Origin of the sequence: Streptomyces sp. NPDC048211, from assembly GCF_043202315.1 — a bacterium.
GTDB lineage: Bacteria > Actinomycetota > Actinomycetes > Streptomycetales > Streptomycetaceae > Streptomyces.
In genome coordinates this window covers 953,703-980,043 of sequence record NZ_JBIDAD010000001.1, presented here as the reverse complement: position 1 = coordinate 980,043, position 26,341 = coordinate 953,703, and the positions used below count along the sequence as shown (strand labels likewise).

At 71.8% G+C, this 26,341-nt stretch carries 20 protein-coding genes; 13 read left to right on the top strand and 7 right to left on the bottom strand.

The window, feature by feature from the left end:
* Positions 1-13: 13 nt before the first annotated feature.
* From ACGFZA_RS04530 to ACGFZA_RS04515, 4 genes are read right to left on the bottom strand one after another with little or no spacing between them, the layout of a single operon-like run.
* Positions 14-664 carry an ATP/GTP-binding protein gene (locus ACGFZA_RS04530; RefSeq protein ID WP_385276171.1) on the bottom strand — a complete coding sequence of 217 codons (651 nt, stop codon included), beginning with the start codon at positions 662-664 and terminating at the stop codon, positions 14-16.
* Positions 645-1,061: a DUF742 domain-containing protein gene (locus tag ACGFZA_RS04525; RefSeq protein ID WP_326738732.1), complete on the bottom strand. Its 417-nt coding sequence runs from the start codon at positions 1,059-1,061 to the stop codon at positions 645-647. Before ACGFZA_RS04525 ends, ACGFZA_RS04530 begins: the two co-directional genes overlap by 20 nt.
* Positions 1,058-1,537: a roadblock/LC7 domain-containing protein gene (locus tag ACGFZA_RS04520; protein ID WP_326738731.1), complete on the bottom strand. Its 480-nt coding sequence runs from the start codon at positions 1,535-1,537 to the stop codon at positions 1,058-1,060. The genes ACGFZA_RS04525 and ACGFZA_RS04520 overlap by 4 nt, the downstream gene beginning before the upstream one ends.
* A complete protein-coding gene (locus ACGFZA_RS04515) occupies positions 1,534-4,488 on the bottom strand; it encodes a nitrate- and nitrite sensing domain-containing protein (RefSeq protein WP_393677063.1) in 2,955 nt (984 codons plus the stop codon). Before ACGFZA_RS04515 ends, ACGFZA_RS04520 begins: the two co-directional genes overlap by 4 nt.
* Positions 4,489-4,853: 365 nt before the next feature.
* Here ACGFZA_RS04515 and ACGFZA_RS04510 point away from each other — a divergent pair, with 365 nt between their 5' ends.
* The gene (locus ACGFZA_RS04510) at positions 4,854-5,639 is read left to right on the top strand and encodes a protein phosphatase 2C domain-containing protein (protein WP_393677060.1); all 786 of its coding nucleotides are present in this window, start codon (positions 4,854-4,856) and stop codon (positions 5,637-5,639) included.
* Between the two features lie 131 nt (positions 5,640-5,770).
* Here ACGFZA_RS04510 and ACGFZA_RS04505 read toward each other — a convergent pair whose 3' ends face one another.
* Positions 5,771-6,268 (bottom strand): MarR family winged helix-turn-helix transcriptional regulator, encoded by a 498-nt coding sequence (locus tag ACGFZA_RS04505; RefSeq protein WP_393677058.1) that lies wholly within the window; start codon positions 6,266-6,268, stop codon positions 5,771-5,773.
* Positions 6,269-6,492: 224 nt separating this feature from the next.
* Here ACGFZA_RS04505 and ACGFZA_RS04500 point away from each other — a divergent pair, with 224 nt between their 5' ends.
* Positions 6,493-7,338 carry a lysozyme gene (locus ACGFZA_RS04500; RefSeq protein ID WP_385276184.1) on the top strand — a complete coding sequence of 282 codons (846 nt, stop codon included), beginning with the start codon at positions 6,493-6,495 and terminating at the stop codon, positions 7,336-7,338.
* A gap of 295 nt (positions 7,339-7,633) precedes the next feature.
* Complete coding sequence (locus ACGFZA_RS04495; RefSeq protein ID WP_385276346.1) at positions 7,634-8,314, top strand: polysaccharide deacetylase family protein; 681 nt, start codon at positions 7,634-7,636, stop codon at positions 8,312-8,314.
* A gap of 97 nt (positions 8,315-8,411) precedes the next feature.
* On the opposite strand, the gene lon is transcribed toward ACGFZA_RS04495, so the two are convergent.
* Positions 8,412-10,832, bottom strand: a complete 2,421-nt coding sequence (gene lon, locus ACGFZA_RS04490; protein ID WP_385276187.1) for an endopeptidase La — start codon at positions 10,830-10,832, stop codon at positions 8,412-8,414.
* A gap of 241 nt (positions 10,833-11,073) precedes the next feature.
* Here lon and ACGFZA_RS04485 point away from each other — a divergent pair, with 241 nt between their 5' ends.
* From ACGFZA_RS04485 to ACGFZA_RS04440, 10 genes are all read left to right on the top strand, one after another.
* Positions 11,074-11,658: an isochorismatase family protein gene (locus ACGFZA_RS04485; RefSeq protein WP_393677055.1), complete on the top strand. Its 585-nt coding sequence runs from the start codon at positions 11,074-11,076 to the stop codon at positions 11,656-11,658.
* 335 nt (positions 11,659-11,993) lie between these two features.
* Complete coding sequence (locus ACGFZA_RS04480) at positions 11,994-12,596, top strand: RNA polymerase sigma factor (RefSeq protein ID WP_385276193.1); 603 nt, start codon at positions 11,994-11,996, stop codon at positions 12,594-12,596.
* Complete coding sequence (locus tag ACGFZA_RS04475; RefSeq protein ID WP_393677053.1) at positions 12,593-13,519, top strand: hypothetical protein; 927 nt, start codon at positions 12,593-12,595, stop codon at positions 13,517-13,519. The genes ACGFZA_RS04480 and ACGFZA_RS04475 overlap by 4 nt, the downstream gene beginning before the upstream one ends.
* 10 nt (positions 13,520-13,529) lie before the next feature.
* Positions 13,530-14,306, top strand: a complete 777-nt coding sequence (locus tag ACGFZA_RS04470) for an ATP-binding cassette domain-containing protein (protein WP_385276199.1) — start codon at positions 13,530-13,532, stop codon at positions 14,304-14,306.
* Positions 14,303-15,649 (top strand): hypothetical protein, encoded by a 1,347-nt coding sequence (locus ACGFZA_RS04465; RefSeq protein WP_393677050.1) that lies wholly within the window; start codon positions 14,303-14,305, stop codon positions 15,647-15,649. Before ACGFZA_RS04470 ends, ACGFZA_RS04465 begins: the two co-directional genes overlap by 4 nt.
* The gene (locus ACGFZA_RS04460; RefSeq protein ID WP_393677048.1) at positions 15,646-16,278 is read left to right on the top strand and encodes a hypothetical protein; all 633 of its coding nucleotides are present in this window, start codon (positions 15,646-15,648) and stop codon (positions 16,276-16,278) included. The genes ACGFZA_RS04465 and ACGFZA_RS04460 overlap by 4 nt, the downstream gene beginning before the upstream one ends.
* Before the next feature lie 106 nt (positions 16,279-16,384).
* Positions 16,385-17,077 carry a spermidine synthase gene (locus ACGFZA_RS04455; RefSeq protein ID WP_393677046.1) on the top strand — a complete coding sequence of 231 codons (693 nt, stop codon included), beginning with the start codon at positions 16,385-16,387 and terminating at the stop codon, positions 17,075-17,077.
* 235 nt (positions 17,078-17,312) lie between these two features.
* Positions 17,313-18,050: a response regulator transcription factor gene (locus ACGFZA_RS04450; protein WP_024491908.1), complete on the top strand. Its 738-nt coding sequence runs from the start codon at positions 17,313-17,315 to the stop codon at positions 18,048-18,050.
* Entirely contained in the window at positions 18,047-19,123 is a 1,077-nt protein-coding gene (locus ACGFZA_RS04445) for an ATP-binding protein (RefSeq protein ID WP_385276211.1), read from the top strand. Before ACGFZA_RS04450 ends, ACGFZA_RS04445 begins: the two co-directional genes overlap by 4 nt.
* 257 nt (positions 19,124-19,380) lie before the next feature.
* The gene (locus tag ACGFZA_RS04440) at positions 19,381-23,196 is read left to right on the top strand and encodes a multifunctional oxoglutarate decarboxylase/oxoglutarate dehydrogenase thiamine pyrophosphate-binding subunit/dihydrolipoyllysine-residue succinyltransferase subunit (protein WP_393677043.1); all 3,816 of its coding nucleotides are present in this window, start codon (positions 19,381-19,383) and stop codon (positions 23,194-23,196) included.
* A gap of 89 nt (positions 23,197-23,285) precedes the next feature.
* Here the strand turns inward: ACGFZA_RS04440 and fxsT are convergent, their stop codons facing one another.
* A complete protein-coding gene (fxsT, locus tag ACGFZA_RS04435; RefSeq protein ID WP_385276217.1) occupies positions 23,286-26,279 on the bottom strand; it encodes an FxSxx-COOH system tetratricopeptide repeat protein in 2,994 nt (997 codons plus the stop codon).
* Positions 26,280-26,341: the final 62 nt, after the last annotated feature.

Here is a 26,341-nt window from a genome sequence, read left to right as displayed (position 1 = left end):
CCGTTGTGTGTAGCTATGCCGGTGTGGCGTCGAGGGCGTGGCCGACGAGGGCCAGGAGCGACTCGACGACGGTGATCCTGTTACGCGCGTCCATGATCACAACAGGCACGTGCGGAGGGACAGTCAGGGCCTCCCGGACATCTGCGGCCTCGAACCCGGGTGTCCCCTCGAAGTGGTTGACGGCCACGATGTACGGCAGCCCGCAGCTCTCGAAGTAGTCGAGGGCGGGGAAGCAGTCGGCGAGCCGGCGGGTGTCGGCCATCACGACCGCGCCGATCGCGCCGCGCACCAGGTCGTCCCACATGAACCAGAAGCGCTGCTGGCCGGGGGTGCCGAAGACGTAGAGCACCAGGTCGTCGTCGAGCGTGAGGCGGCCGAAGTCCATGGCGACGGTCGTGGTGACCTTGTCGGGCGTGGCGCTGAGGTCGTCGGTCTCCTCACTGGCCTGGGTCATCATCGCTTCGGTCTTCAGCGGGGTGATCTCGGAGACCGAACCCACGAAGGTGGTCTTGCCCACGCCGAAGCCGCCCGCGACCACTATCTTCGTGGCGATCGGGGCCCTGGTGTGATCGAGCTGCCAGGCCTGCAGCGATTCCTCGGCCTGGTCCTTCGGCCCCGGCTGGCGCGGGGCGAACAGCGGCGACTCAGAGACGACGGAGTCCATTGAGCACCCTTTCGAGCAGTGCGCGGTCGGGCTGGCCGGTGCCGTGACCGGTTCCGTACACGCGAATCTTTCCCTGGTCGGCCAAGTCGCTGAGCAGCACCCTGACGACGCCGAGCGGCATCTTCAGCAGTGCCGAGATCTCCGCGACGGTACGCATCCGGCGGCAGATCTCGACGATGGCCTGAAGCTCCGGCATGACGCGCGAGGCCAGGTTGCCGTTGGTCAGTTCGCGGCGCTCGTCGGGGGCCTCCAGCGCCGCGACGAACGTCTCGACGAGCAGGACGTGGCCGAAGCGGGTCCGGCCGCCGGTGAGCGAGTACGGGCGCACCCGCGCGGGCCGTTTGTCGGCCCCGCGCACGGGGAGCCTGCGGGCGGGTTCAGCAGCAGCGGGGATCACTGGGCGCTCTCCATCGATTTGCGCAGCTCACTGCGGAGTTCGGGGGTGAGTACGTGTCCGGCACGGCCGACGAAGAGCGCCATGTGGTAGGCGATGACGCTCATGTCGCAGTCGGGTGTGGCGTGCACACCGAGCAGCGAGCCGTCGCTGATCGACATGACGAAGACGCTGCCCTCGTCCATGGCGACCATGGTCTGCTTCACGCCGCCGCCGTCCATCAGCTTCGCGGCACCGACGGTGAGGCTGCCGATGCCGGAGACGATGGTCGCCAGGTCGGCGCTGGAGCCCCGGGGGCCGTCCTGCCGTCCGGTCACCTGGGCGTTCTGGTGGCCGGGGTCGGAGGAGAGCAGCATGAGTCCGTCGGACGAGACGACGGTGACCGAGTGGACCCCTGGCACCTCCTCCACCAGATTGCTCAGCAACCAGTGAAGGTTCCGGGCCTCGGTGCTCAGCCCGAACGTGCTGGGCGCAGTCAACTGCGTGCCTCCTCGACTGTGTCCCCCGTCTCTCCGGTCCGGCCGTCGGTACGGCCTGCCGGCTCAGTGTGCTCGGTACGTGTGGTGCCTGAGGCCGGGGCCGTGGCCTCGGCGATCTCCGCCTCGACGTCCCGGCGGCCGTTCTTCGCGCCCTGGTGGAAGCCGCCGAGCCGGCGGCGCAGGGCCTCCTTGTCCACACTGCCCGTGCGCTCGGGTGCGGGGGCGGCGGCGGGCTTGACGACCTTGGGGGTGCGCTTGGGCAGCCCCTTGTCGGTGATCCGCCCGGACTGCGGTTCCGGCTCGGGGTGGCGCGGTCCCGGCAGCGCGTCGGCCACGGGGGTCGCGACGGGGGCCGGGGTAACGGGCGAGGGGCCGCTCTGCGGCTGCGCGCCCTCGTCGGCGGCGCGCTCGTGACGGTCGGGGCCGATGGCGTACGGACCGGCGGCGGTGGTGGGCTCCGGGCCGTCCCCGAAGGCGGGGGCGTGCGTGAACTCGGGTACGTCGTCGAACTCGGGCACCCGCGGGAGCCGGACCTGCATCGTGGTCTCGGCCTCGCTCTCCACGGGCAGCGCGGGCTCGGGATCCGGGGCGGGCCGCGCCGCCTGCGCGGGCGCGGCCGGGGGTGCGTGGTCCGGGGCGACGAGGGCCCCGGCCTCAAAGCCCGGCGTGGTGACGGCGGCCGGGCCGGCCTCGGCGATCGTCTGCTCGGCGGCCGCGATCAGCGGGTCTCCGGGCAGTGCGAGGGTACGGCTCGGCAGGGCGTTGGAGTTGGCCTCGGCGACCGATCCGGGGAGGTTCAGCGTGGGTGCGTCGCCGGGGGCCGTGACCGGCGGCGGGGTCGCGGCCGGGGGTGCCTTCGGGAGCAGGGCCTGCGGCAGCACGACGACGGCGGTCACCCCGCTGCCCTTCTGCTCGCGCAGCTGGACCCGTACGCCGTGGCGCGCGGCCAGCAGCGAGGTCACCTGGAGGCCGAGACCGGCCCCGTCCGCACTCTGCTCGCCCGCCTCGAAGAGCGAAGGGTCGCCGAGCCGGGTGTTGAGCTCGCCCATGCGTACGGACGACATGCCGATGCCCTCGTCCTGCACGGAGAGCATCACCTCGCCGGTCTCCAGCAGCCAGCCGGAGAGCTGGACCTTGGAGTCGGGCGGGGAGAAGGCGGTGGCGTTCTCCAGGAGTTCGGCGACGAGGTGGCTGAGGTCGTCGGCCGCGAACCCGGCGATCTGGGCGTGCGGCGGCAGGGACTGGATGGTGACCCGCTCGTACCGCTCGATCTCGCTGACCGCGGCGCGCAACACGTCGACCAGCGGGATCGGTCCCGGGTGCCCGTGTCCGTGCTCGGCGCCCGCGAGGACCAGCATGTTCTCGCTGTGGCGGCGCATGACGGTGGCCATGTGGTCGAGCTTGAACAGCGTGCCGAGCCGCTCCGGGTCCTGCTCGCGCTCCTCCAGGGACTCGATGACGCCGAGCTGGCGTTCGACGAGGCCGAGGGTGCGCAGCGAGAGGTTGACGAAGGTGTGGTGGACGGTGTTCTTCAGCTTCTCCAGCTGGGCCGCCAGATCGGCGGTGTGGACCTGGAGTTCGGCGCGCTGGAGGGTGAGGGCCTCGCGGCCGGCGATCAGTTCGCCGCGCTCGCTCTCCAGCTTCTCGAAGCGTCCGTTGAACTCGTGGAGCAGTCCGTGCAGCCGGCCGTGCAGGGCGTTGATGGACCGGACGACCTGGGCGAACTCGTCGTTGCGCCCGGTGTAGCGGACCGGCTCGGCGGTCTCGGGTTCCGCGGCGAGGCGGCCGGCGCCGATCCGCAGGACGGCGAGCGGCTGGGTGAGGGTGCGGGCCACGGCGGTCGAGACGCCGACGGCGATGAGCAGACAGCCGCCCAGCAGCGCGATCCGCAGTTCGAGCGCGGTGACGTCGTCGTCGCGCAGCTGCTCCAGGCGCTGCACCTGGGCGGTGCCGAGGGCCGACTCGACGCCCCGCATCCGGTCGATCCGGGCGGAGAGCGCCGCCTGGAGCTTCTTGCTGCTGGTCTTCTGGTCGGACTCGGAGAGCTCGGGGCGGTCGGTGAGCCCGGCGAGGTACTTCTCCGCGCTGTTGACCTCGGGGCCGGTGACGGTGCCGGCCAGCTTGTCGCGGGCGGTGGCACCGGCGGCCTGGTCGAAGTCGGAGAGGGCGGAGAGCTCGCCGACCCGGTACTGCTGGGCGGCGCCGCTCAGCTCGTCGCGGGTGCGGTCCTCCTTGGTCTCGCCCTCGTCCTGGGTCTGGACGGGCAGACCCGTGAACGGGTCGATCTGCGGGGCGGCCGGCTCCTCGCGGGGGACGGCGAGCGCGGCGAGCAGCAGCCCGCGGGTGGCCGAGGCCTGTTCGGTGGCCCGGCCGAGCGCGAGCGGGGCGCGGACCGACTCGGCGGCGCGCGGCGGGGTCGCGTCCGCGAGCTCGTCGGCGAGGTCGTGGAGCTTGGAGATGACCTCGGTGTACGCCTGGTGGGCCTCCAGTGCCGTGCCCTTGCCGCCGATGGCGTCGCGGCGCAGGGAGGGGATGGTGGAGAGGTCGCGGCGCAGGACGGCGGAGGCCGCGTCCCGGATCTCGTCCACCTGCTGGTCGACGCGGGCGCTGCGGCTGCCCGCCGCACCGCTCGTCGAGCCCAGCTTCCCCTCGCGGCCGCCCGCGATGAAGGCGGTGACCTCGTCGCGCTCGTCGGCGAGGGAGTGCGCGAGCGCGATGGCCTGCTGGTTCAGCTCCGCGAGGGTGACCAGCCGCTGCGATTCGGTCAGGTCGGAGGAAGCACTGAGGACCGCCGGCGCTCCCGCGGCCACGACGGTGATCCCGACGACCGCGACGCCTGCGACGAGCCGGCTGCGGACGCGCACGGTGCGCCCGCTCTCAGCCGGCGCCGAAGACGCCATCTCGGAACCGCTGTGCTTGCTGCCCTTGCTCCGAGGCCGCTTCTTCTGCACCGGTGCTCGCAATCTTGACTCGTCCGCCCTTGAAGCAGAGGTGACGCTCGGTCACGTGAACGAGCGCCCCGACTCCTGGTACGGCTTCTGACCATTCCAGTGCTTTTGAGAGGGGGGCGCGCATCAACCGCTCCGCCACTCGAACGAGTGAACCGCACTCCCGAGTTGGCGAACAAGTCTCCCCGCGGGCCCCTGACGGCACACCTGGACGTCCGGCTGGATCTTCGGGGCAGGCTTTGGCAGGATGCCCGCCCGCACACTTCCCGGAGTGATTCCTTCCACCCCACTCGCCCTTCTGACCTGCTGGTACGGGCCAATCCCCGGTGCGTGCAGGGTCCGTGAAGGCATCGTGCAGACTGGGCCGCATGCGCATGGAACTCGCTACCGCCGCCGGCCTCGCCGGACGCCCGAACGAAGACTGGGCAGCCGCTGTCCTCCCTGCCTCCGGGCAGGGTGGGGGGCTCGTTCTGCTCGACGGGGTGACCCCGCCGCAGGGTGACGACGGTTGTGCGCACTCGGTCCCGTGGTTCACCGCGCGGCTGGGCGGCGCCCTGGTCGAACTGTCGGGTTCGCGGCGGGATCTGACCCTGCGGGACATCCTCGCGGAGTCCATCCGGCGCACCGCCGACGCACACCGTTCCTCGTGTGACCTTTCTCACGTACGTACGCCACAGGCGACTGTCGTCCTGGCGCGTTGGGACGAGGCGGAGATCGAGCACCTGGTGCTGTCCGACTCGGTGCTGCTGTTCGAGTCCCCGGGCGGCGCCGTCCGCGCCCTGCTGGACGACCGGCTCGACCGGCTGCCGCCCGGCTCCCTCGCCTCGGAGGCGATCGCCGACGCCCGCGCGCGGAACAAGGAGGGCGGCTTCTTCACCGCCGCCGCCGACCCGGCGGTGGCGGACCGCGCGGTCACCGGGCGCACGCCGCGCGCCGAGGTGCGCGCGCTCGCCGCGATGACGGACGGGGCGAGCCGCTGGACGGAGATGTTCGGCGAGGGCGACTGGGCGGACTGCCTCGGGGTGCTTCGCAAGGAGGGGCCCCAGGGACTGATCGACCGGGTCCGCTCCCTGGAGGACGCGGACACCGACCGCACGTACCTGCGGCGGAGCAAGCCGCACGACGACGCGACGGCGGTCTACGTGCAGTGGTGACCGGGCCGGCCCGCGACGCCCCGGAGGGCCGGCGCGCCGCCCGCGGCCCTCGGCGCGGGTGACGTGGGGCGCCCGCGGCCCTGGTTGCGGGTGGCGGCGGCCGCTCGGCACGCGCGGCGGGCGACGGCGGCTCAGTCCTCGGCGCGGGCGTTCAGCTGGTGCAGGAGCCGGGCCAGTTCCGCCACCTCGGAGCGGTCCCAGTCGGCGAGTTTGCGCACATAGCGGTCGCGGCGCGCGTCCCTGACACTGCGGAAGCGGGCGAGGCCCTCCTCCGTGAGGTGGACCAGGAAGGCCCGCCCGTCGGCGGGGTCGGGCTCGCGCGCGACCAACCCGAGGTCCTCCAGGGCGCGCAGTTGACGGCTCATGGTGGCCTTGCCGACGCCGAAGTACGAGGCGAGGTCGGTGGCCCGCTGACGGCCGGCCGATTCCAGGCGTACGAAGAGTCCGTAGGCCGCCGCCTCCAGCTCGGGGTGCACCTCGCGCGCCATCTCGCCGGAGTTGGCCCGTGCGCGGCGCAGGAAGACCGCCAACTCCAGCTCCAGGGCCAGGAATTCGTGGTCCACACCATTTCCTGCGGTTGCGCCGGGTTCACTCCCGCTTTCGCTCCCGTGCACGTCAACACCCCTCATGAGCTTTCCCGCCACTGAAAGTTTCTTTCGCCGCCGGTCATCGCCGCAGCTCCACCAGTATTTCGCAGGAGTAGACCAACGGCACCGCCCAGGCCCTCTTCCGCCACCCGGGTCTACGTGCGTAGCGTCATGCATGGCATGTTCACACCATGGCATGCCACCAGGGGTGCGTCCGTCGCGCCCCGGGTCAGCAGTTCCCCCCACTGAGGCCTCGGAGGCACGCAATGCCCGTGCACAGATCCGGCTCCAAGACAGCCCGCCGCTCGCGCTTCGCAGCGGCGGGAACCCTGCTCGCAGCTCTCTCCCTCCTCGTCGCCCTGCCCGGCGCCGCCGGCGCGGCCCCCACCGCCGGTGACCCGACCGCGCCCGCCCGGGGCACGGCCACGATGGGCATGGGCGTCGTCGCCCACGACGGCCAGGGCGGACTGCCCACCACCCGCGCGGTCCAGACCGAAGGCGTGGACGTGAGCAGCCACCAGGGCAACGTCGCCTGGTCGACGCTCTGGAACAGTGGCGTGAAGTGGGCCTACACCAAGGCCACCGAGGGCACGTACTACACGAACCCGTACTTCGCCCAGCAGTACAACGGCTCGTACAACGTCGGGATGATCCGCGGCTCGTACCACTTCGCCACCCCGGACACCACGAGCGGCGCCGTCCAGGCCAACTACTTCGTGGACCACGGCGGCGGCTGGTCGAAGGACGGCAGGACACTGCCGGGCGTGCTCGACATCGAGTGGAACCCGTACGGCGCGCAGTGCTACGGCAAGACCGCGGCCGGGATGGTCTCCTGGATCCGCGACTTCGTGAACACCTACAAGGCGCGCACCGGCCGCGACGCGGTCATCTACACCGCGACCAGCTGGTGGCAGACCTGCACGGGCAACAACGCGGGCTTCGGCACCACCAACCCGCTCTGGGTGGCCCGTTACAACACCACGGTCGGCACCCTCCCGGCCGGCTGGGGCGTCTACACGATCTGGCAGTACACCTCCTCCGGCCCCACGGTCGGCGACCACAACCACTTCAACGGCGCCCTCGACCGCGTACAGGCGCTGGCCAACGGCTAGGGCGCGCTTCGAAAAGTCCCGCCCGCCAGCCCTTCCCCGCAGAGCCCGGTGACGCACCCGTCGCCGGGCTCTGTCCCGTCCACCGCTCCGACCAGGCACGATGCCTTCGTGGCCCCACACCCTCCCCCTATACATGCCGTGTATACGTGCTGTGTATAGTCCATGCAGTCCGCACGTAAGTGCGACTTAAACAACGAGGGAGTGACCTGCCTTGCCCACTAGGACGAAGTCGATCGGTACGGGGTTGGCCGTCGCTCTTGTGACGGCGCTCACGCTGACACTGAGCGGCTGCTCGATGGAGACCACGGCCCCCGGATCCGCCCGCGGCGACGCCGGATCCGACGCCAAGGGCTCGTTCGGTCCGGTGGACTGCCGCAAGGCCAAGTGCATCGCGCTCACCTTTGACGCGGGCCCGGCCGAGGACACCCCTCACCTGCTGGACATCCTCAAGAAGGAGAAGGTCCACGCGACCTTCTTCCTGCTGGGCAAGAACCATGTGAAGAAGCACCCCGACACCGTCCGCCGCATCGCGGCGGAGGGACACGAGGTGGCCAACCACACCTGGTCGCACGAGATCCTGACGGACAAGAAGCCCGCGGAGATACGCGCCGAGCTGGAGAAGACCCAGGACGCGATCGAGGCGATCACCGGCAAGAAGCCTCGGCTCATGCGCCCGCCGCAGGGCCGCACCGACGACACGGTCTCCGGGATCAGCAAGGACCTGGGCCTGTCGCAGATCCTGTGGAGCGCGACCGCCAAGGACTACTCGACGACCGACTCCGCGCTGATCAAGAAGCGGATACTCGACCAGGCGAGCAAGGACGGCATCATCCTGCTGCACGACATCTACAAGGGCTCGGTCCCCGCCGTGCCGGGCATCATCGAGGAGCTGAAGAAGCGCGGCTACACCTTCGTGACGGTGCCCCAGCTGATGGCGCCCGCCGAGCCCGTACCGGGGACCATCTACCGCCCGTAGCACCTCCGGTACGCGAAACGGCCCGCCTCCCCGCGAGGGGAGACGGGCCGCCCGTACCGGCCGTGCCCGTGGTGCCACGCCCGTCACTGCGTGACACCTACGCGGCGGCCGGGATCCTGCGCTCCGCCGGGGCCGAGGCCGGGGCGAGGGCGATCTCCAGGACCTGGCGGACGTCCGTGACCGGGTGGACCTCCAGCGTGTCCAGCACCTCGGCGGGGACGTCGTCCAGGTCGGCCTCGTTGCGCTGGGGGATCACCACGGTGGTGATGCCCGCGCGGTGGGCGGCCAGCAGCTTCTGCTTCAGGCCGCCGATCGGCAGCACGCGGCCGGTCAGCGACACCTCACCGGTCATCGCCACATCCGTACGGACCAGCCGTCCGGAGAGCAGCGACGCCAGTGCGGTCGTCAGCGTGATGCCCGCACTCGGGCCGTCCTTGGGGACCGCGCCCGCCGGGAAGTGGATGTGCACGCCCCGGTCCTTCAGGTCCGCGACCGGCAGTTCCAGCTCCGCGCCGTGCGAGCGCAGGAAGCTGAGCGCGATCTGCGCGGACTCCTTCATGACGTCGCCGAGCTGACCGGTGAGGGTCAGTCCGGACGCCCCGGTCTCCGGGTCGGCCAGCGAGGCCTCGACGAAGAGGACGTCGCCGCCCGCGCCGGTGACGGCGAGGCCGGTGGCCACGCCCGGCACGGCGGTACGGCGTTCCGCCGGGTCCTGGGCGGACTCGGGGACGTGGTGCGGCCGGCCGATGAGACCGCGCAGGTCGGCGTCGGTCACCGTGAACGGCAGTTCGCGGTCGCCGAGTTCGTGCTGGGCCGCGACCTTGCGCAGCAGCCGGGCGACGGAACGCTCCAGGTTCCGGACACCGGCCTCCCTGGTGTACTCGCCCGCCAGCTTGCGCAGCGCGGACTCGTCGAGAGTGACCTCGGCCGGCTCCAGACCGGCCCGTTCCAGCTGGCGCGGGAGCAGGTGGTCGCGGGCGATGACGACCTTCTCGTCCTCGGTGTAACCGTCGAGCCTGACCAGCTCCATCCGGTCGAGCAGGGCCTCCGGGATGGCGTCCAGGACGTTGGCGGTGGCGAGGAAGACGACGTCGCTGAGGTCGAGTTCGACCTCCAGGTAGTGGTCGCGGAAGGTGTGGTTCTGCGCCGGGTCGAGCACTTCGAGGAGGGCGGCGGCCGGGTCGCCTCGGAAGTCGGAGCCGACCTTGTCGATCTCGTCGAGCAGGACGACCGGGTTCATCGAACCGGCCTCCTTGATGGCGCGGACGATGCGGCCGGGGAGCGCGCCGACGTACGTGCGCCGGTGACCGCGGATCTCCGCCTCGTCCCGGACACCGCCGAGCGCGACGCGGACGAACTTGCGTCCCATGGCGTGCGCCACGGACTCACCCAGCGAGGTCTTTCCGACTCCGGGAGGTCCGACCAGGGCCAGCACCGCGCCGCCGCGGCGCCCGCCGACCACACCCAGCCCCCGGTCGGCGCGCCGCTTGCGGACCGCGAGGTACTCGGTGATGCGTTCCTTCACGTCCTGCAGTCCCGCGTGTTCGGCGTCGAGGATCTCCTGGGCGCCCTTGATGTCGTACGCGTCCTCGGTCCGCTCGGTCCACGGCAGTTCGAGGACGGTGTCGAGCCAGGTCCTGATCCAGGAGCCCTCGGGGCTCTGGTCGGAGGACCGCTCCAGCTTGTCGACCTCCTTGAGCGCGGCCTCGCGGACGTGCTCGGGGAGATCGGCGGCCTCGACGCGCGCCCGGTAGTCGTCGGACTCGTCCTCCGGGTCGCCGTTGAGCTCGGAGAGCTCCTTGCGCACGGCGTCGAGCTGGCGCCGCAGCAGGAACTCGCGCTGCTGCTTGTCGACGCCCTCCTGGACGTCCTTGGCGATGGACTCGGCGACGTCCTGCTCGGCGAGGTGCTCGCCGAGCCACTGGATGGCGAGCTTCAGCCGGGCGACCGCGTCGGCGGTCTCCAGCAGCTGCACCTTCTGGGCCGTGGAGAGGAAGGGTGAGTAGCCGGAGTTGTCGGCGAGCGCGGAGACGCCCTCGATCTGCTGGACCCGGTCCACGACCTGCCAGGCGCCGCGCTTCTTCAGCCAGCTGGTGGCGAGCGCCTTGTACTCCTTGACCAGCTCGGCGACGGCTCCGGGGAGGGGTTCGGGGACGGAGACGTCGACCCGGGTCCCTTCGACCCAGAGCGCGGCACCGGGGCCACTGGTCCCGGCCCCGATCCGCACGCGTCCACGGCCGCGGATGAGGGCGCCGGGGTCGCCGTCGGAGAGCCGTCCGACCTGCTCGACGGTCCCGATGACACCGACCCCGGTGTACGAACCGTCGATGCGCGGGACGAGCAGCACCTCGGGCTTTCCGCCGCTCTCGCCGACCGCGGCCTGGGCGGCCTGGACGGCGGCGCGCACCTCGGTGTCGGACAGATCCAGCGGGACCACCATTCCGGGCAGCACGACCTCGTCGTCGAGCGGCAGCACAGGCAGGGTCAGCGGTGTGACGGCGTTGGACTCAGTAGCCATGATCTCCCCTTCGGCATTCAAGTTGAGCTATGAAGACTCAATGCTGCTGAGCCGCTCAATGTTCCCCGGGGTGCGTTCGCTGTCAGCGATCACGCGACGCCGCCGCTGCGTGCCCTGGGTGCAACGCCGGGCACGACCGCCGTAGTCCCCGCCCGTCGCAGGCCCGCGTGCCCGTGCCCGCAACGGCCCGCTTACGCGAAATCCCCTGGAGGCCGTCGGCCGCGCCGGACAGGATGGCGCCATGACCGATTCCGCGCTTCCCGCACATGCCCTGCTCGTCGTGGACGTCCAGAAGGCCGGGGTGACCGGGGACAGGGCCGTGCCCGGCGCGGCCGGACTGCTGGAGCGGACCGCGGACCTGATCGCGCGGGCCCGGCGCAGCGGCGCGCTCGTCGTCCACCTCCAGAACGACGGCGCACCCGGCGCGGGCGACGCGCCCCACACACCTGGCTGGGCCCTGCATCTGCCGGTCGGCACGGGCCCTGCGGAGTCCGTGATCCGCAAGACCCGGGACGACGGCTTCGCCGGGACGCCGCTGGGCTCCTTGCTGAGCGGGGCGGGCGTCGAGGCGGTCGCTGTGTGCGGTGTGATGTCGGAGATGTGCGTCCAGGCGACGGCCCGCACCGCCCTGGCCCTGGGCTACCGGGTCGTGCTGCCTCACGACGCGCACGCGACACAGGACGTCCCGGCAGCCCCCGGAATCAGCGAGGCGGTCCCGGCCGCCGTGGTGTCCCGGGTCGCGGCGTGGGCCGTCAGCGCGGACGCGGACGTCACCACGGCGGCCGCGGACGTGACGTTCGCGGCGCCGCCGAAGGCGCGGTCCTAAGGGCTGGCCAGGGTGAAGGCGGGGCGGCAGAGTGCCCGTATGAACGGCGACCGAGGGCGGCCGGACCAGTGATCCGGCCGAGTCGGCCGAGCTCTTCGCCCGCTATTACCCGCATCTTCCCGAGCGGGTCGAGCAGATGCGGCCGGCCGCGCGCACGGGCCGCACCCCGACCGCCGATCCGGCCGTCCTGTCCCTGCTCGTCGACGACCTCGCTCCCTGGCCGGCGGCCGGACACATCGCGGTCCACGGCGAAAGGGCACCACGTCCCCGACCGCATCCGCATCTGTGTGCGCCGTGCGTGAACCGACCCGCACCCGGCCTCCGATAGAGGAGGTGTGAGCCACTTGCGCCCCTCGGGGGACGACCGGACCGACGAGGCGCTGCTGCGTGCCGTCGCACAGGGGGACACGACCGCTCTGGCCGCGCTCTACGACCGGCACGCCGGCTGGCTGCTGGCCCGGCTGAACCGGCGGTGCGCCGACCCCGAGACCGTCCGGGAGGTGCTGCAGGACACCTTCGTCACGGCCTGGCGGTCCGCCGGTACGCACCGGGGGGCCGAGGCGGGCGGCTGGCTCTGGGTGATCGCCGCCCGCAGGCTGGTCGACGCGCAGCGCACCCGGGCCAGGACGGAGCGCGTGGCGCAGGCCGAGCACGCCGGCGGCACCGCGTGGGGGGCCGCCGTCCCGTCCGCCGAGGACCGGGTCCTGGCCGGTCTGGAGTACGGCGACGTGGGAGCCGCGCTCGACCGGATCTCGCCCGAACTCCGGGAGGTCCTGCGGGCGACGGTCATCGACGGGCTGACGACCCGGGAGGCGGCCCGTCTCCTCGGCATACCGGAGGGGACGGTCAAGACCCGGGCGATGCGGGCCCGGCGCGAGCTGCGGGCGGCACTGGACCGGATGGTCGTGGAGAACGGCCCCTTGGGAGGCACGGCATGACGGCCTGGCACGTGGGAGACGAACTGGCCGGGCGGTACGCGGAGGGGACTGCCGCCGAGACCGACGCCTGGTCACTGGAGAAGCACGTCGAGTCGTGTGCGCTCTGCGCGGCCCGGGTGTCCGCGGCGGTACGCGGCCGGGGGGCCGCGGCACCGCTGCTGGAGGGGGTGCGCGCGGCGGTGCTCGCAGCCGCGGTGGCGCAGCCGGTGCGGGGGCGCTCGTGGGACCGGACCCGGGCGTGGGGGCGCTCATCGGGCCGGGGGCGCCCCCGGTCGCCGGTGCCGGGGCCCGCCACCCGGCGCGGGCGGTTGCTGTGGGCCGCCGGACCCGCTCTGCGCGGCTCCTGGGCGGCGGCGCTGGTGCTGGTGGTGCTCACGGCCGTCGCGCTGGCGTACGGGGGCGGGCTCGGTGGCTCGGCCCGGCCCCTGCTCCTTGTCGTCGCGCCGGTGCTGCCGCTCGCCGGGGTCGGCCTCTCGTACGGGCGCTCCGCCGACCCGATGCACGAGATCGCCGCGACGACTCCGGGCGGCGGGCTGCGGCTCTTGCTGATCAGAACCGCCGCGGTACTCGCGGTGACCGTCCCGGCGCTCGCCCTCGCCTGGGCGGTGCTGCCTCCTTCGGCCGCCGGTCCGGGGGTCGTGGCGTGGCTGCTGCCGGGCCTCGCCATGACGCTGGGGGCGCTGGCCCTCGGCTCGTACGTCGGCTGCCGCACCGGCACCTCGTCCGTCGCCGTGTGCTGGGCCCTCGCCGTCGTCGTGCCGGCCTTCACCACGATGCCGTCGGAGCCCGACGCTCCGCTGGCGGCCGGCGCCCGCTATTTCGCGGGGCCCGCGGCCCAGGGCGCCTGGGCGGCCGCGGCCGTGCTCTGCGCCGGTCTGCTGACCCTGCGCCGCAGATCCTTCGACCACTTGGAGACATCATGAGCGTGACCGCGTGAACAGTACGGTCAAGGTTTCGGGACTGACGGTCCGCCACCGTCGCACGACCGCCCTGGACGGCGTCGATCTGGACTTCGCACCCGGCGTGCACGGACTCCTCGGGCCGAACGGCGCCGGCAAGACGTCGCTGATCAGGGTGGTCTCCACGGCCGTCGCCCCGGCTTCGGGGCGGGTCGAACTGCTCGGCAGCGAGGTGGGCAAGGACGCGGACCACCGCGGCAGGGCGGCGGTCCGGCGCAGGCTGGGCTATCTGCCGCAGGAGTTCGGGTACTACCCGGGCTTCACCGTCCGCGAGTTCGTCGCCTACGTGGCGTGGCTCAAGGAGATGGACGGCGCCCTGATCGCGGGGGCCGTGGAGCGTGCGGTGGACCGGGTGGGTCTGACGGACCGCATCGATGCCCGGATGAAGACCCTGTCGGGTGGCATGGTCCGGCGCGTGGGCATCGCTCAGGCGATCGTCAACGAACCGGAGCTGCTGCTGCTCGACGAGCCGACCGCCGGGCTCGACCCCGAGCAACGGGTCGAGTTCCGCGCCCTGATGCGGGAGCTCGGCGAGCGGGCCACGGTCATCCTGTCCACCCACCTGGTCGAGGACGTGGCCACCGCCTGCACGGACGTGACCCTGGTCGAGGCGGGCCGGATCGCGTACCGGGGCACGACGGCCGAGCTGGCGGCCCTCGCAGGCCGGGGGGACCAGCTCGACGGCAGCCCCATCGAGCGCGGCTACACCGCCGCCCTGCACAGCCACCGTGCGACGGCGGCCGCCCGATGACGACGACCCGCACCCCCGCCGCCGAGCGGCAGGACTCCCCCGCACCCCGCCCCGGCCGCCCCTCCCCGCCGTACCGGCCGACGCTCCTCGCCCTGCGGACCGAGCTGCGCCGAGGCATCGCGCCGTGGACCGGTCTCTGCACGGCGGTCACGCTCGCCGCCACCATGGCGGCCAAGGCCGGTTCCTGGCAGGGGAACTGGGGCGAGACCCAGGGGCTGCTGCATTCCGGCGCCACCCTGCTCGTCGGCCCGCTGGTGGCGGCCGCCTCCTGCTGGCAGGGCGCCCGCGAGCACCGGCGCTCGACCACCGAACTCTGGCTCTCCACCCCGCGTGCCAGGTCCGCACGGGCCGTGGTGGCCGCGCTGCCGCTCGCGCTCTGGGCGGTGGCCGGGTATCTCGTCGCGCTGGCCGCCTCGCTGGTGGCCACCTGGCCGTACGCCGGGGGCGGAAGCCCCTTCCCGTCCTTCGCCGTCGCGGACAGCGCGTTCCTGGTGGCCGTCGGACTGGCCGGGTTCGTCGTCGGGCAGCGGTGCCGGTGGCGGCTGGCCGCGCCCGTTCTCGCCGTGCTGCTGTACCTCGTGCTGGGTGTGCCGAGCTACTTCGACTCCTCGGCCCGGTTCCTCGACCCCGCCGTGCAGTACACGCTCGACGGGTCGCTGCCCGTGTGGTGGTTCGCCCCGGTGATGGCTGCGTGGACCTGCGGTCTCGCCCTGGCCGCACTGATCGTCCACGCGGCCAGGCGCCGGTTCCTCGCCGTCGTACCGCTCGCCGTGGCGGCGGCGGTCGCCACGGCGATCGTGCACACCGGCCCCGGTCTGCTGCGGGAGGACCCGGCCGCGCGCCGCGTCGTCTGCGCCGACGGCGCCCCGCGGCTCTGCCTGACCGGGGACAACGGGGCGCTGCTCCCCCAGGTCTCCCGGGCGTTGTCCGGGCTGCTCGGCAGGCTGGACGGAGTGCCGGGGGCGCCGGTCCGCTACGCGGATCAGGAGGCCCGGCCGGGCTCCGGTGCCGTCTGGATGCCGACGCCGAACCTCGGCTGGTACCTCCTGCGAGGGCGGCTGCAGCACCCGGAGGACTACGTCTGGCAGGTGGCCCACGGCGTGGTGAACCGGGAGTGCCCGGATTCTCTCCGCTCCGACCGGGTGGGGGCGACCGACGATGCCGTCACGAACTGGCTCGCAGGCACCTCGCACGCCCCCGGCACCGAGCAGGCCTCCGGCGCGGAGCGGACCCCGCAGCTCCGCCGGCTCGAAGCCATGCCGGCCCCCGAGCGCCGGGCGTGGCTCGGCCGCTTCCTGGCCACGCGCACGAGCTGCTCCCCGGCGGAGGTGCCCGTCCTGTGAACACGGCCGCCGGCACCACCGCGAAGCGTTCGGCGCTCCTGCCCGTCCTCTATATCCGCTCCCGCGGCCTCCCCCGTACCGCGGCCGCGCTTGTCTGTGTCGTTCTGCTCGCCGCCTGGTCCGCCGACCGGCTGGAGAGCAGCTTCGACCCGGGCGCCCGCGTCCCGGTCCTCGTACTGGCGCCGCTGCTGGTGTCCGCGGCCCTCGGCACCAGCCTGTACGCCGCCGCCGACGAGCTCGACCGGACCGCCGTGCACCGCTGGTGGCCGCGGCGGCTGCTGCATCTGCTCGTGCTCACCGTCCCCGCCGCGGCGGCTCTCGCGCTCGCCGTCCCGGGGCATCCCGGGGAGTTCGGCGCCCCGGGCATGATCCGTAACGTGCTCGGGGCCACCGGGGTGGCGGCCGCCTCCGCTGCCCTGATCGGCGCCCGGCTGAGCTGGCTGCCGATGACGGTCTACGGCGGCGCGGTGTACCTGGCCGCACCGCGCACCCCGGGAGGCGCGGCGTCCGTGTGGGCCTGGCTGATGCAGCCGGGTCCGCAGCCCGGGGCCTGGGTGGTGGCCTCGGTGGCGTACGCGGCGGGGACCGCGTTGTTCGCGGTACGGGGTGCCCGCCCCGAGCGCGGCTGACCGCGCCCCCCGATCGGCCGGTGTTTCGACAAATCGCTGGCCCGGCCGCTGCGGCGCGGGCCAGGATGGCGGGGACACCGACCGCCATCCACCGGAGACCAGCACCATGCCCCACGCCTTCGGCCCCGACACCCTCGCCCCCGTCACCCTGGACCGCCGCGAGGGACCGTACGGGGAGGTCGTCCTGCGCAGGCGGGGCGACGACTTCGAGATCATCGCCAACGGGTGCTTCCTGATGGACACCTCGGACGGGCGCTCGGAGCGGCTGCTGATCGACGCCGCACTCGCCGCGCTGCCCGCCGGCCGGACCGGCCCGGCGGTGCTCATCGGCGGACTCGGCGTCGGGTTCTCGCTCGCCCGGGCCGCCGCCGAGCCCCGCTGGGGGCGGATCGCGGTCGCCGAGCGGGAGCAGGCCATCGTCGACTGGCATCTGGACGGACCGCTGGCCGGGATCTCGGGAGCGGCGCTCGCCGATCCGCGGACCGTCGTACTCACGACGGATCTCGTCGCCCACCTCCGTACGACTACGGACCGTTACGACGCGCTGTGTCTCGACATCGACAACGGGCCGGACTGGACCGTCACCGAGGACAACGGACATCTGTACTCCCCGGCCGGGCTCGCCGACTGCCACGCGCGGCTCACGCCGGGCGGCGTGCTCGCGGTGTGGTCCGCACAGCCGTCCGCGGAGTTCGAAGAGGCCTTGCGGAATGCCGGATTCCGTGGGGTAAGGACGGAAGAGGTAGGTGTTGCCCGAGGTGTGCCCGACGTGGTCCATCTCGCAATTCGAGCGGGCTGAGATCCCCCCGCCGGGTATGCGGGAGCCCGGGACGCCCGGGGGCCAAGCGCCACAAGCGCGACACTCCGCCTCCTCTGTCCCCCCGGACCGCGCCTGCGGCCTTGCACCCTGCGTAGCCGGGAGCCCTCCGCTGCCTTTACGCTGCTGACCGATAGCGGGATCACCCACGAAATTCACGAGCGAAGACCGTACGTCCGGGGGAATGGCCTCCGCGAGAACGGGCAGGGGCGGGGCGATGGAACAGACACACACCACCCACACAGGTGTCGCGGCCACCCCGGGCGCGCAGCGCCGCGTGCTGGTGGTCGAGGACGACGCCACGATCGTCGATGCCATTTCCGCCCGGCTGCGGGCCGAGGGCTTTCTGGTGCAGACCGCGCTCGACGGCCCGGCGGCCGTGGACGCGGCCGAGGCGTGGCAGCCGGATCTGATGGTGCTCGACATCATGCTTCCCGGCTTCGACGGCCTGGAGGTCTGCCGGCGCGTGCAGGCCCAGCGGCCGGTGCCGGTGCTGATGCTCACCGCCCGGGACGACGAGACCGACATGCTCGTCGGCCTCGGCGTCGGCGCCGACGACTACATGACCAAGCCGTTCTCCATGCGTGAGCTGGCGGCCCGGGTCCACGTGCTGCTGCGCCGGGTGGAGCGGGCCGCGCTGGCCGCCGTGACGCCCCGCAGCGGAATACTCCGTCTCGGCGAGCTGGAGATCGACCACGCGCAGCGCCGGGTGCGGGTCCGCGCGGACGACGTCCACCTGACGCCGACCGAGTTCGACCTGCTGGTCTGCCTGGCCAACACGCCGCGCGCGGTGCTCTCCCGGGAGCAGCTGCTGGCGGAGGTCTGGGACTGGGCGGACGCCTCGGGCACCCGTACCGTCGACAGCCACATCAAGGCGCTGCGCCGGAAGATCGGTGCGGAGCGGATCCGTACCGTGCACGGTGTCGGTTACGCGTTGGAGACCCCCGCGCCATGAGCGCGCCCGGGTCGGGGCTGCGGCCGTTCTCCATCAAGGCCAAGCTGGGCACGCTCGTCGTGGTCTCGGTGTTCATCACGACCGGGCTGCTCATGGTGGCCCTGCGGACGCGTACCGAGCTGCGGTTCATCACGGTGTTCTCGGTGATCGCGACCCTGCTGATCACCCAGTTCGTGGCGCACGGCATGACCGCGCCGCTGGACGAGATGAGAGCCGTGGCCCGGTCGATCTCGCACGGCGACTACACCAGACGGGTGAGCGGCGCCGACCGGCGCGACGAGCTCGGCGACCTGGCGCAGACGATCAACCTGATGGCGGACGATCTGGCGGCGGTGGACCGGCACCGCAAGGAGCTGGTGGCGAATGTCTCACACGAGCTGCGCACGCCCATCGCGGCGCTGAGAGCCGTGCTGGAGAACGTCGTGGACGGGGTGTCCTCGGCCGATCCGGAGACGATGCGCACGGCACTCAAACAGACGGAGCGGCTCGGCCGGCTGGTGGAGACGCTGCTGGACCTGTCCCGGCTGGACAACGGCGTGGTCACGCTGAAGGCGGGCCGCTTCGAGGTATGGCCCTATCTGTCGGGGGTCCTCAAGGAGGCGAACCTCGCCGCCGCGCACCGCCGGCTGTCCTCGGGCTCCGGCAACCACGCCCGCAAGGACGTCCATCTGCACCTGGACGTGTCGCCGCCGGAGCTGACCGCGCACGCGGACGCCGAACGGCTGCACCAGGTGGTCGCCAATCTGATCGACAACGCGGTGAAGCACAGCCCGCCGCACGGCCGGGTCACGGTGCGCGCCCGGCGCGGCGCGCAGCCCGAGTCGCTGCACCTGGAGGTCATGGACGAGGGCCCCGGCATCCCGGAGTCCGAGCGGCACCGGGTCTTCGAGCGGTTCAACCGGGGCGAGATGCCGTCTCCGCACGGCCCCGGCAGCGACGGCGGGACGGGTCTGGGCCTGGCGATCGCCCGCTGGGCGGTGGATCTGCACGGCGGCCGGATCGGTGTGGCCGAATCAGCTCGCGGCTGCCGGATACGCGTCACTCTTCCGGGGATCCATCAGCCGCGAGGTTGACATAGGGTTCGAACCGGAAGGGCACGTTCTACGTGTTCTGTTCAAGGGGTACGGTCCAAGGGGCCGTAACTGCGGTCTCGCGTACCCGGAGCGAAGCGGAACCAAGCTTGTTTCCCGCCATTTCTTGCCCCGAAACCCGACTTTCGATGTGACTTGCACGACGAAGACCGGCCCGGCCTGCATGGAACGGCCGGGGAGGCGTAGCCTTGATTTCCGCTGTCCATCACCTTGTGAAGCGGAAGAGGGCGGTTGCCGCCGTGTCGTCTCAGTCCCCCAGTAACTCGAGCATCTCGACCGACCAAGCCAGCCCGGGTACCAACCCGGCTGCCGCTTTTGGCCCCAATGAGTGGCTCGTCGACGAGATCTACCAGCAGTACCTCCAGGATCCCAATTCGGTCGATCGCGCCTGGTGGGACTTCTTCGCCGACTACAAGCCGGGTACGTCCGGCACGGCGGACAAGCCCGTTCCCGGCGCCGCAGCCGCGGGGGCTGCGGTGCCCGCGGCTCCCGCCGCACCCGCACCGGCCACCACCGCGCCCGCCGCACCCGCGCAGCCCGCGGCTCCGGCTCCGGCCGCACCCGCTGCCCCGGCGCCCGCTCCGGTCGCACCTGCCGCCCCGGCGGCTCCGGTGAAGGCCGCTCCGGCGAAGGCGGCACCGGCTCCGGCCGCGAAGGCCCCGGCCGCTCCGGCGACCGAGGCACCCGCCGGCCCGGAGTACGTGACGCTGCGCGGTCCGTCCGCCGCTGTCGCGAAGAACATGAACGCCTCGCTGGAGCTGCCGACGGCCACGTCCGTCCGCGCGGTCCCGGTGAAGCTGCTCTTCGACAACCGCATCGTCATCAACAACCACCTCAAGCGCGCCCGCGGCGGGAAGATCTCCTTCACGCACCTCATCGGGTACGCGATGGTGCAGGCCCTCAAGGCCATGCCGGCGATGAACTACTCCTTCGCGCAGAAGGACGGCAAGCCGACCCTGGTGAAGCCGGAGCACGTCAACCTCGGCCTCGCCATCGACCTGGTGAAGCCGAACGGCGACCGCCAGCTGGTCGTCGCGGCCATCAAGAAGGCCGAGACGCTCAACTTCTTCGAGTTCTGGCAGGCCTACGAGGACATCGTCCGCCGGGCCCGCAACGGCAAGCTCGGCATGGACGACTTCACCGGCGTCACCGCCTCGCTGACCAACCCCGGCGGCATCGGCACCGTCCACTCGGTGCCCCGCCTGATGCCCGGACAGGGCCTCATCATGGGCGTCGGCGCGATGGACTACCCGGCGGAGTTCCAGGGCACGTCGCAGGACACCCTGAACAAGCTGGGCATCTCGAAGGTCATGACGCTGACCTCGACGTACGACCACCGGGTCATCCAGGGCGCCGCCTCCGGCGAGTTCCTGCGGATCCTCTCCCAGCTGCTGCTCGGCGAGAACGAGTTCTACGACGAGATCTTCAAGGCGCTGCGCATCCCCTACGAGCCGGTCCGCTGGCTCAAGGACATCGACGCCTCGCACGACGACGACGTCACCAAGGCCGCGCGGGTCTTCGAGCTGATCCACTCCTACCGGGTCCGCGGCCACGTCATGGCCGACACCGACCCGCTGGAGTACCACCAGCGCAAGCACCCCGACCTGGACATCACCGAGCACGGCCTCACCCTGTGGGACCTGGAGCGGGACTTCGCGGTCGGCGGTTTCGCCGGCAAGACGATGATGAAGCTCCGCGACATCCTCGGTGTGCTGCGTGAGTCGTACTGCCGCACCACCGGCATCGAGTTCATGCACATCCAGGACCCGAAGCAGCGCAAGTGGCTCCAGGACCGGGTGGAGCGTCCGCGCCCCAAGCCCGAGCGCGAGGAGCAGCTGCGCATCCTGCGCCGGCTGAACGCCGCGGAGGCGTTCGAGACCTTCCTGCAGACGAAGTACGTCGGCCAGAAGCGGTTCTCGCTGGAGGGCGGCGAGTCCGTCATCCCGCTGCTCGACGCGGTCATCGACTCCGCCGCCGAGGCCCGCCTCGACGAGGTCGTCATCGGCATGGCCCACCGCGGCCGGCTGAACGTCCTGGCGAACATCGTCGGCAAGTCGTACGCGCAGATCTTCCGGGAGTTCGAGGGCAACCTCGACCCGAAGTCGATGCACGGCTCCGGCGACGTCAAGTACCACCTGGGCGCCGAGGGCACCTTCACCGGTCTGGACGGCGAGCAGATCAAGGTCTCGCTGGCCGCCAACCCCTCACACCTGGAGGCGGTCGACCCGGTCCTGGAGGGCATCGCCCGCGCCAAGCAGGACATCATCAACAAGGGCGGCACGGACTTCACCGTCCTGCCCGTCGCGCTCCACGGCGACGCGGCCTTCGCGGGCCAGGGCGTCGTCGCCGAGACGCTGAACATGTCGCAGCTGCGCGGCTACCGCACCGGCGGCACCGTGCACGTGGTGATCAACAACCAGGTCGGCTTCACCGCCGCCCCGGAGTCCTCGCGCTCCTCGATGTACGCCACCGACGTGGCGCGCATGATCGAGGCGCCGATCATCCACGTCAACGGTGACGACCCCGAGGCCGTCGTCCGTGTCGCGCGGCTCGCGTTCGAGTTCCGTCAGGCGTTCAACAAGGACGTCGTGATCGACCTCATCTGCTACCGCCGCCGCGGTCACAACGAGGGCGACAACCCGCAGTTCACCAACCCGCAGATGTACACCCTGATCGACAAGAAGCGCTCGGTGCGCAAGCTGTACACCGAGTCCCTCATCGGTCGCGGCGACATCACGCTGGAAGAGGCGGAGCAGGCGCTCCAGGACTTCCAGGGCCAGCTGGAGAAGGTGTTCGCGGAGGTCCGCGAGGCCACCTCGCAGCCGACGCAGCCGCATGTCTCGGACCCCCAGGCCGAGTTCCCGGTGGCCGTGACCACCGCGGTCTCGCAGGAGGTCGTGAAGCGGATCGCCGAGTCGCAGGTCAACATCCCGGACAACATCACGGTCCACCCGCGCCTGATGCCGCAGATGCAGCGTCGTGCGGCCTCCGTGGAGGACGGCACGATCGACTGGGGCATGGGCGAGACCCTGGCCATCGGTTCGCTGCTGATGGAGGGCACCCCGGTCCGGCTCGCCGGCCAGGACACCCGCCGCGGCACGTTCGGCCAGCGCCACGCGGTGCTGGTCGACCAGGTGACCGGCGAGGACTACACCCCGCTGCTCTACCTCACCGACGAGCAGGCCCGCTACAACGTCTACGACTCGCTGCTCAGCGAGTACGCGGCGATGGGCTTCGAGTACGGCTACTCGCTGGCCCGTCCGGAGTCGCTGGTCATCTGGGAGGCCCAGTTCGGTGACTTCGTCAACGGCGCACAGACCGTCGTCGACGAGTTCATCTCCTCGGCCGAGCAGAAGTGGGGCCAGACCTCCGGCGTCACGCTGCTCCTGCCGCACGGCTACGAGGGCCAGGGCCCGGACCACTCGTCCGCCCGCCCGGAGCGCTTCCTCCAGATGTGCGCGCAGGACAACATGACGGTCGCGATGCCGACCCTGCCGTCGAACTACTTCCACCTCCTGCGGTGGCAGGTGCACAACCCGCACCACAAGCCGCTGATCGTCTTCACCCCGAAGTCGATGCTCCGCCTCAAGGCGGCGGCGTCCAAGGCGGAGGAGTTCACCACCGGCGGCTTCCGCCCGGTGATCGGCGACGACTCGGTCGACCCGAGTGCGGTCCGCAAGGTCGTCTTCTGCGCCGGCAAGGTCTACTACGACCTGGACGCCGAGCGTCAGAAGCGCGGCGACACGGAGACCGCGATCATCCGTCTGGAGCGCCTGTACCCGCTGCCGGGTGCGGAGATCCAGGCCGAGATCGCCAAGTACCCGAACGCGGCGAAGTACCTGTGGGCCCAGGAGGAGCCGGCCAACCAGGGTGCCTGGCCGTTCATCGCCCTGAACCTGATCGACCACCTGGACCTGGCCGTCGGTGCCGACGTCCCGCACGGTGAGCGCCTGCGCCGCATCTCGCGCGCGCACGGCTCGTCCCCGGCGGTCGGCTCGGCCAAGCGCCACCAGGCCGAGCAGGCACAGCTGGTCGCCGAGGTCTTCGAGGCCTGACCGGTCGCCGTACGTACGAAGGGGCCCGGCCCGCGATTCGCTCGCGGGCCGGGCCCCTTCGTGTTCGGTGTGGCGTGCCGGGCCGTTTCTCAGATGACCAGGGGCTCGAAGTCCCAGTAGGGGCGGTTGCGGGAACGGGCCGAGACCGTGTGGACGTGCTGGGCGCCGAGCGTCTCGACCAGGTCGTCGAGTGCCTCGCCCTCGGTCTTCTCGGCCTTCCGCCGTTCCCGCAGGCCGCGCAGGTCGGCAGCGTGGGCGATCCGGGCGGAGAGCGTCAGCGGATGAGTACGGCCGAGGACCTCGACGGCCCGGGTGACGACCGAGTCCGTCAGAGCGGCGGCGGCCTCCGTGTCCCCGACCAGGTTGCGCAGCGCGGAAGCGTTGATCGCACAGCCCAGGGTCCAGGGATGGTTCTCGCCCACGGCCCGTGTCATGGCGGCCAGTGACTCCTCCACGAGCGCGTGGGCGTGCTCCCGCTCGCCCACGTTGCGCAGGATCAGGGCGTGGTTGCCCCGGGTCCCCGCCGCGAAGGGGTGCTCCTCGCCGAGCATGTCGACGTACGCGGCGACGGCCTTCTCGCTTATGGCCCTGGCCTGGTCGATGCTGGCGTGCTCCCGGGCGAAGCAGCTCTGGCCGGCCGCGAACATCATGGTCAGCGGAGCGCCCTCGCCGAGGACCCGTTCGGACCGTTCCAGGACGCGGGTGAACAGGGTGGCGGCCTTGTTCCGCTCCCCCGAACGGTAGTAGCACAGCGCGAGGTTGAACTCGGCCCGCAGGGTCTGCGGGTTGTCCGGCCCCATGACGTTCCGGTGCACCTGGACGCTCTGGTTCTGGAGCGACATCGCCTCGTCGTAACGGCCGAGCAACCGCATGTCGGTGGAGTAGTGGATCTCGGAGTCCAGCGTCCAGGAGTGGCGCCGCGGCAGGAGCGTCCGCCGGGCTTCCAGCGTACGGCCGTCGAGGTCCAGCGCCTCCGGGTACCGGCCCAGCAGCCGGAAGGTGACGGCCAGGTTGTTCTGCGCGGCGAGGGTGCGCGAGTCCTGGTCCCCCAGCAGCTCGCGGTAGCCGGAGAGCACCCAGCCGGACATCTCCCGCGCCTCGTCGTAGCGGCCGAGGCCCCGCAGGTCGGCGGCGAGGCCGGCGGCGGCGCGAAGGTGCTCCAGGTCCTGGACTCCGCGCTCCGTGCGCAGATGGTCCACGGCCGCCCGCTCGATGGCCTCCGTACCGGCGTAGTCGCCGACGGCCCTCAGCAGGTTGGCGTAGTGGTAGCTGACGTCCCAGATCCTGGGGTGGTTCTCACCGAGGAGTTCCTGCCAGGCCTTCATGGCCCGTTCGCCCAGCTTGATGCCGGCCCGGTACTCCCCGGAGACGTACATGTAGCGCAGGCAGTTGAGCACCAGGTTCTGCACCGCCGGGTCGGTGCTCCTGAGCACGTCCGCCCACTTCAGGTGGGGGGTGAGCTCGGCGTACGTGGGCCATTGGCTGGGTTCGGTGGGGCGGCCCGGGTCGGCGGCCGCGAGCGCCCGGCGGACGACGCCGATGAACTCCTGACGGTCCCGTCCCGTCATGTCGTGGCCGACGATCTGGTGGACCATGCGGTGCATGTAGAGCGATTCGCCGGACGACGCCACGTCGTCCGCCGACTCGTGGGACTCCAGCCGGACGACGGAGTACTGGCGGAGCTGGCTGATCGCCTTGTTCCAGAGCAACGGATCGTTCATCAGCCCGGACACCTGCTCCGGCAGCTCTCCGGAGGGCATGTCCTTCAACAGCCGCACGGGGATGGAGCCGGGTGCGAAGAAGCTGCACAGCCTCAGCAGGTCGACGGACTCGGGGACCGTGTCCTTGAGCTTGTTGAGCAGTATCGACCAGGCCGTCTGAAAGGCGAGCGGGAAGTCCGCGGAGACCTTGACGACATCCTGGTCGATCCCGCCTTCGAGGAGCTCGATGTACTCCTCGACGGACATGTCGGAGTCGTTCAGCCACCCGGCGGTCTGGTCCAGGAGCAGCGGGAGGTCTTCGAGTGCGTCGGCCAGCTGGTCGGCTTCGGCCAGGGTGAGGCGGGCCGCGCGGCGGCGGATGAAGGCCACCGACTCCTCACGGCTGTAGACGGGCACCTCGACGAGATGGCTGTTGTGCTCGCTCCACTCCGGGTTGCGGGAGGTGATGAGGACGTGTCCGGGGCCGGTCGGCACCAGGTCCCAGATCTGGTCCGGCTCGTCCGCCCCGTCCAGGATCAGCAGCCAGTGGGCGTGCGGGTCGCCCCGGCGCAGCGCGTCGCGCACCGCGCGCAGCCGCTCGCCGTACTCGGCGCCGGTGGACAGGCCCAGTTCCGGGGCGAGTTCGGCGAGCTTCTGGCGGTAGAGCGCACGACGGTCGGCGGGCACCCACCAGACCACGTCGTACTCGGAACCGAAGCGGTAGACGTATTCGGCGGCCAGCTGTGTCTTGCCGACGCCGGACATGCCGTGCAGCGTCACGACCCCGGCGCCCCGGCCGGACTCCTGGAGGGCGCTGTAGGCCTGGCTGAGCAGTTCCTCACGCCCGGTGAACCGGATGTTGCGCCGCGGCACCCCTCCCCACACCTGCGGGGTGTCGGCCGGATAGCGCGGGCCGGGGCGGGCCTCGGCCGCCTCGGGCAGCGCGTCGGCGGGCAGTCCCAGCCTCGCGAGGAGCCGTCGCTCCGCCTCGTCCGCACCGACGTTGGTCAGGTCCGCCGCGCCGAACGCCGACGTGGCACCGGGCAGCGCGGACGTGGTGACGCAGACCGCGGCGAACCGCTCGGGGTCCGGGGCCACCTCCGAGCGCAGCGCCCTGTTCCATTCGTCATGGCTGCGGGGGCCGAGCTGGAAGTACCAGTCGCTGAGGATCACCAGGACGAGGCCGTGCGAAAGCGTCAGGTCGCGCAGCGACTCCTCCAGCGGAATCTCCACGGGCGGGTCCCAGCGCTGCTGGTAGACCGTCACACCGCGGCGCTCCAGCCGGTCCGTGATCCACGCCGCCCAGGCGCGGTTGTAACCGGCGAAACTGATGGTGACGGTTCTCGCCCCGGTTGCTCCAACTTGCCTGGCCGTTCCGGGCATTCAACCGTCTCCCTGCCTCGATACCAGCATTGTCAACATACACCGGCGCATGGTCGCTCCGG

Coding starts and splice junctions, on each gene's coding strand:
- ACGFZA_RS04530 (WP_385276171.1), bottom strand. CDS start 664: ATGGACTCCGTCGTCTCTGAGTCGCCGCTGTTCGCCCCGCGCCAGCCG.
- ACGFZA_RS04510 (WP_393677060.1), top strand. CDS start 4,854: ATGCGCATGGAACTCGCTACCGCCGCCGGCCTCGCCGGACGCCCGAAC.
- ACGFZA_RS04505 (WP_393677058.1), bottom strand. CDS start 6,268: ATGAGGGGTGTTGACGTGCACGGGAGCGAAAGCGGGAGTGAACCCGGC.
- ACGFZA_RS04500 (WP_385276184.1), top strand. CDS start 6,493: ATGCCCGTGCACAGATCCGGCTCCAAGACAGCCCGCCGCTCGCGCTTC.
- ACGFZA_RS04495 (WP_385276346.1), top strand. CDS start 7,634: ATGGAGACCACGGCCCCCGGATCCGCCCGCGGCGACGCCGGATCCGAC.
- lon (WP_385276187.1), bottom strand. CDS start 10,832: ATGGCTACTGAGTCCAACGCCGTCACACCGCTGACCCTGCCTGTGCTG.
- ACGFZA_RS04485 (WP_393677055.1), top strand. CDS start 11,074: ATGACCGATTCCGCGCTTCCCGCACATGCCCTGCTCGTCGTGGACGTC.
- ACGFZA_RS04475 (WP_393677053.1), top strand. CDS start 12,593: ATGACGGCCTGGCACGTGGGAGACGAACTGGCCGGGCGGTACGCGGAG.
- ACGFZA_RS04465 (WP_393677050.1), top strand. CDS start 14,303: ATGACGACGACCCGCACCCCCGCCGCCGAGCGGCAGGACTCCCCCGCA.
- ACGFZA_RS04455 (WP_393677046.1), top strand. CDS start 16,385: ATGCCCCACGCCTTCGGCCCCGACACCCTCGCCCCCGTCACCCTGGAC.
- ACGFZA_RS04450 (WP_024491908.1), top strand. CDS start 17,313: ATGGAACAGACACACACCACCCACACAGGTGTCGCGGCCACCCCGGGC.
- ACGFZA_RS04445 (WP_385276211.1), top strand. CDS start 18,047: ATGAGCGCGCCCGGGTCGGGGCTGCGGCCGTTCTCCATCAAGGCCAAG.
- fxsT (WP_385276217.1), bottom strand. CDS start 26,279: ATGCCCGGAACGGCCAGGCAAGTTGGAGCAACCGGGGCGAGAACCGTC.